This is a genomic window from Microcoleus asticus IPMA8 (genome assembly GCF_013179805.1).
GTDB lineage: Bacteria > Cyanobacteriota > Cyanobacteriia > Cyanobacteriales > Microcoleaceae > Microcoleus > Microcoleus asticus.
The window spans coordinates 1-6,329 of record NZ_SRRZ01000209.1 but is presented as its reverse complement, the minus strand read 5'-3'; the positions used below and the strand labels follow the sequence as shown (position 1 = coordinate 6,329).

Here is a 6,329-nt window from a genome sequence, read left to right as displayed (position 1 = left end):
AGATGTGTATAAGTGAGATGCCGATACCCGTGCCGACTGCCATACCAGCGCCGATACCAGCACCAACCCCGGAACCGGAACTAACTGCAACTCCAACACCAACACCAGCGCCAGAACCGACCCCGATATTCGGTCCAGTACCCGAACCAGATACCGGTTGCGGTTGCCAACCACTGCCCCAGCCGCCCAACTTCACATTTATCCCCCCCCAGCCTTCACAAACACTCAACTTCGACTCCAGCGCCGCACAACTCATCGACATCCAAAACACAATTCTCGGGACCGAGGCCAACGATTCCTTAACAGGAAACGAAACTAACCAACAGTTTCTCTCAAAAAGCGGCGACGACACAGTGTTAGGTCAAGCAGGCAGCGATATCGTTTACGGCGAACAACAGCGAGATTTCATAGCTGCCGGCCTCGACAGCGACATCGTTTACGGCGGCAAACAAACCGATGCCGTATTTGGCGGCAAACAAGACGATCGCATTTTTGGCGATCGCAATTCCGACACATTGTACGGCGATCGCGGTGCCGACACCATCGTCGGCGACAACGGCAACAACATCGACTTGACCGACAACGACGGCGACCTGATTTTCGGCGGTTCTTCAGGCGATGCCATTGCTAGCAACCAAGGTTCCGACACCGTTTACTCCGGCAAAGCTGGCGACATCGCCTACGGTGGTATCGACAGCGACCTGATTTGGGGCGACAAAGGCCCGGACACCCTGTCCGGCGACCAGGGAGACGACTCTGTATTCGGCGGCGTCCTCAACTCCCTCGACAGCGACCCCGACGGCTTCGATTTGCTGTTTGGAGGCGATGGCAACGACTTACTCAACGGTCAAGATAATGACGACACCTTGCGAGGTGGCAACGGCCGGGATGTAGTGTTTGGAGGCAAAGCCGGCGATCGGATTTTTGGCGAAACTGACTCGGACACTCTCTACGGCAATCAAGGTTCCGACACCATAATCGGCGACTACGGCACTCCAGGGGGCAGCACAATTGCAACTGATGAAGCGGACTTAATTTTCGGCAACGACACCGGCGATATCATCGGCGGAAGCAGCGGTAACGACAGCATTTTTGCCGGCAAAGGTAACGACTTAGTATACGGTGGCAAAGACAGCGACCGGATTTGGGGCGAACTCGGTTCCGACACCATTGTCGGGGATCAGGGAGACGATTGGCTTTACGGCGGTTTGCAAAACCAGTTAGTGTCCGATGTTGATGGCCGCGACTTGCTATTTGGAGGGGATGGGAATGACTTTCAGGGCGGAGGTGAGAGTTCCGACTCTTTGAGTGGGGGTGAGGGTAACGATATTGTTCGCGGAGGCAAGGATGACGATGTAGTACAGGGAGATGCTGGCAATGACTTGATGTACGGCGACTCCGGCAGCGATATTTTGTGCGGCGATGAGGGTAACGATACCATTAGCGGCGATCGCGGGGAAAATCTGCGAGGCGCTGTGGGTGAAGACGGCCAGCAAGACTGTATCAACGGGGGCAGCGGCGATGACCTGTTATACGCCAATGAAGGTCAAGATACTCTCAACGGTGATGAGGGTAATGACACCCTCAACGGAGGAAAAGATCGCGATATTCTCAATGGGGGTGCAGGGGATGACTGGCTGTTTGGCGATGGGGGAGATGATACTTTGATTGGAGGTATTGGGAGCGATCGTTTTGTGTTGAATGCTAATAACGGTATCGATACTGTGCTCAATTTTGATGTAGGAACTGACAAGTTTGTCCTCGCCGAGGGCTTGAGTTTTGAGTCGTTGCAAATTAACTCGACTGCCAATGGCTTTTTAGTGAAATTTGCTGCCACTGGGGAGGTTTTGGCTCAGGTTTTTGGGGCTAATAATTCTCTCACTTCTCTCGATTTTGTTGCTGGAGCGCGCTCAGGATAAAAGCGCATTTAATGCGCTGGCTTTTGTCGCTTTCTACACGCTCGCTTTGTTAAATAAACCGCGTTAGGAGAATATTTATTAATTAAATAACATCAAGCTCGTGACTTATTTTATGTTCGCTTATTTCACTCCCTGAAACAGGTTTTAGTGAGTGATTAATTTTGAAAAATCTCAACAAAACGGAGTTGATAACTACAAAAGTTATAACGCTTATTTTACCAGGATAAATATTATGCGATCTTGGGCTGATTGACTACTATAAAATTGGTTTGTTATCTGGACTCAGGTCGTAATAAAGTTCTGAGTGTTACAGCCGTTATTACTACAAATAAAAACACTTGTCAATTGGTTTTTGCAAATAAATATTGCACTCCACGGCGTATTTTCGTACATCACGCCACTTTTTTTGCATCCAAGAATAATTTTTAGCTCAGTCTGACTTGGCTAAAAAAATGCCTAATTTCCGAGGTAAATGCCGCTAACTGCTACTTTGGGAAGATGCCGATCAAATAAAAATCGCAGTAAATGGAACTTGTCAACTATGCGAAGCCGAGAAATTAGCAATTAACAATTGCCGATTAGCAATTAACAATAATATCTGGCGCTGAAGGTTGACAATTAACAGGTCAAGGAGCTATCTAACTCATGAAGAAATTATGGTGCAACTACTCTTCCCAAATTCAAAAATTAAGTTGGGATCGCCGCGACAAAGACTGCATAAAAACTCCTGTGATTGGAGAGCCATTAGCGGGCGATCCGGCGCTCGATATTTACTGTTTAACAAAAGCGAGTCTTAGCGTCAATACCGAGCAGAAAAAACATTTAGTTTGCATCGACCCGAGGGTAGAGAATTATCAGCATCTTGCCAGCGGAGTCAAACCGGGGACAGAGATAATAGTCCTCGATAAAACTCGGGACGGAGTAGAACAAATTACCGAGATTCTAGCTAAACGCAGCTTCATTGCCAGCCTTCAGATAGTGGCTCACGGCAATGAAGCTTCCGTGCAACTGGGGTCAACTTTCCTAAAGGATGAAAACTTACTAAAGTACGATGGGCATTTGCAGCAGTGGCGAAAGGCTTTCAGCGAAAAAGCCGATATTTTATTATTAGCGTGCAGGGTTGGGGCTGGAAAATCAGGGATTGCTTTCGTGCGGAAACTGAGAGAATTAACAGGCGCCAATATAGCCGCTTCCAACAATTTAATTGGCAGTGCAAAATTAGGAGGAAACTGGCAATTAAATGTTACAGCAGGACGAGTAAAAACCGCAATAGCCTTTGAAACAAAAACGCAGGAAACTTACAGTGCTGTCCTCATTACTTTAGTTGACGAAACTTTTCAAGATGCAAGTCTAATAGGGCCTTGGATATCTGGGGTCACCGGCACGTCAGACGCCCCAGCTTTAACAGCAGGAACCGGAACGGAGAGTTTTCCGGGTTTGAATATCGACCAGCCCGGCAGCGGGGCTTTGAGATTAACTTCAAGAAGTTTTGACCAATCTACTTTTGCCATCTATAACAGTCCAGTACCAGCCAGCAGCGGCCTTAAAATTGTCTTCGATATATTTGCCTACAACGGCACTGCACGTCCGAATTTACCCAGTAACTTGACAGGGGACGGCATAAGTTTCTTTTTAATTGACGGTACTGTGACGCCAACACAAGCTGGAGGTTATGGAGGTTCTCTCGGCTACGCCCAAAATACAGATACAAATCAGTCCGGTTTACGGGGAGGTTATTTAGGAATTGGATTGGATGAATTCGGAAATTTCTCAACTACAACTTCTGGGCGTGTAGGCGGAATTCCGGGGGGGATTAGACCAGATTCGATAACACTTCGAGGTAGCGAAGATACGCAATATCAGTTTTTAACTTCTAACTATTTGCCGGGGGGAATAGATAATATTCCCAATTCCGTAATTCCGCCGATCAACGCCATTACTACTACTCGGGAACCAGCCAGAAGAAGAGTTCAAGTTATTTTGGAACCTCCCACTCCTGGAACGCCTAACAGTCGTCAGCTTACTGTTAGCTTCTTCGGTCTCGACAATGATGGTTCGTTTACAGATGTGGGCGAGACTATTATCGACATTGGCGATTTAGAGGCAATAAACGGACCAATCCCGCCAACATTCAAATTTGGTTTTGCTGGTTCAACGGGAGACGCAACAAATATTCACGACGTTCGCACTTTGTCGATCCAAACTATAGACCTGCCGCTGACTACAGCAGATGTTGCGACAACGAAAAAAGGCCCGCCCGCTGCGGCACTGGGCAGCACCATTACTTACACAATTACGACAGTAAATAATGGTCCCGACCCGGCGGAAAACGTGCTGGTTGAAGACCAACTGCCCCGAGGGGCAGTATTTGAAAGTGCCGACAGCGACGGCACTTTCAATCCGACAACGAGACTGGTCACCTGGCCAACTATTCCGAATTTACCTCTTGGGGCCAGCGTCACCCGTACTGTCACCGTTACCGCCCCAACTACTATCGGCGCTATTACAAACAGTGTATTCAGCAGTAGCAACACGATCGATCCCGTACCCGCCAACAACAGCGGCAGCAGCCCAGAGGCGAGAGTCACCACCACTATCACGAACGATATTGCCGATGTAGTGACGCTCAAAACCGGGCCCGTTACTGCGGCCGCGGGATCGACAGTCACCTACACAATTACGGCAGCTAACAGTGGGCCGAGTGCGGCAACCAATGTGGCGATCGCCGACACCATTGTTCCTGGTTTAACAGGAGTCAGCCCATCGGACAACGGAACTTACAACGCAACTACAGGTATTGTGACTTGGCCGGCGATCGCATCCCTAGCCAGCGCAACCAGCGCCAACAGAACAGTCAGTTTCGCAGTTCCAGTCACCGGCGGCACCGTCGCCAACACAGCTAGCAGCACCTCAACTAGCCCAGACCCCAATCCTGACAACAACAACGGCAGCAGCCCCCAAGCGCGAGTTACCACTGCTATCACCCAGAGTGCCGATGTAGAGACGGTCAAAACCGGGCCCGCTACTGCGGCGGCAGGCTCGACAGTGACCTACACAATTACTGCCACTAACAGTGGGCCGAGTGCGGCAACCAATGTGGCGATCGCCGACACCATTGTTCCGGGCTTAACAGGAGTCAGCGTCTCGGAGGGCGGAAGTTACAACGCAACTACAGGTATTGTGACTTGGACAGCGATCGCATCCCTAGCCAGCGCAGCCAGCGCCAACAGAACAGTCAGTTTCGCAGTTCCCGTCACCGGCGGCCCGATCGCCAACACAGCTAGCAGCACCTCAACTAGCGCAGACCCCAATCCTGCCAACAACAACGGCAGCAGCCCCCAAGCGCGAGTCACCACCACTATCACCGATAGCGCCGATGTAGTGACGCTCAAAACCGGGCCAGCTACTGCGGCCGCGGGATCGACAGTCACCTACACAATTACGGCAACTAACAGTGGGCCGAGTCCGGCAACCAACATCACCCTTACAGATAGCATCGTTCCCGGTTTAACCGGCGTTACAGCATCCAACGGCGGTATTTACGACCCAGCCACAGGCATTGTCAGCTTTCCGCCCATTGCCAGCTTAGCTGACGGCGTTACCGTCAGCCGGAGAGTCACATTCCCAGTCCCGGCGACCGGCACTGTCAGCAACACGGCAAGAAGTACCTCAAAGACGAATGACGCGAATCCCGGCAACAATAACGGCAGCGAGCCCGGCGCAACTGTTACTACCAGCATCGCCTCTGCCCCGACTCCGACTCCGACTCCGGCACCGACTCCGACTCCCGCCAACCAACCGCCGATAGCTAGCAACGTCAACCTGGAAATCGCCCCCAGCAGCGCTGTGGCGATCGCAGGACTTGGAGGAAGCGACCCCGACGGGTCGATCGCGTCCTTCACCATCAACACCGTCCCACCAGCAAATGAAGGGCTGATATTTTTAGGCAATCCCGCTACTGGTGGCACTATTGTCACCGCCGGTCAAATTCTGACACCTGCTGACATTAACCAATTATTTTTCCAATCGACAGCCAACTTTACAACAGCAAATTTCACCTACAGCGCTACAGACAACCAGGGTGCCACCAGCCCCGCCAGCGCTACTGTATCGGCGCTGCTGCCGGTGCCAAACCAACCGCCCGTAGCTAACAACGTCAACCTTGAGATCGGCCCCAGCAGCGCTGTGGCGATCGCAGGACTTGGAGGAAGCGACCCCGACGGCTCGATCGCATCCTTCACCATCAACACCGTCCCACCAGCAAATGAAGGGCTGATATTTTTAGGCAATCCGGATACGGGCGGCCGGATTATCACCGTCGGTCAAATTCTGACACCTGCTGACATTAACCAATTATTTTTCCAATCGACAGCCAACTTTACAACAGCAAATTTCACCTACAGCGCTACA

Annotated in this window: 2 protein-coding genes; both read left to right on the top strand. The window is 51.0% G+C overall.

The window, feature by feature from the left end:
- Positions 1 to 1,919, top strand: a 1,919-nt coding sequence (locus E5S67_RS30495; protein ID WP_216670822.1) for a calcium-binding protein, incomplete at its 5' end; no start/stop codon positions are given.
- 645 nt (positions 1,920 to 2,564) lie between these two features.
- Positions 2,565 to 6,329 (top strand): DUF4347 domain-containing protein (locus E5S67_RS30490; RefSeq protein WP_172193014.1); only part of this gene is annotated, 3,765 nt, incomplete at its 3' end.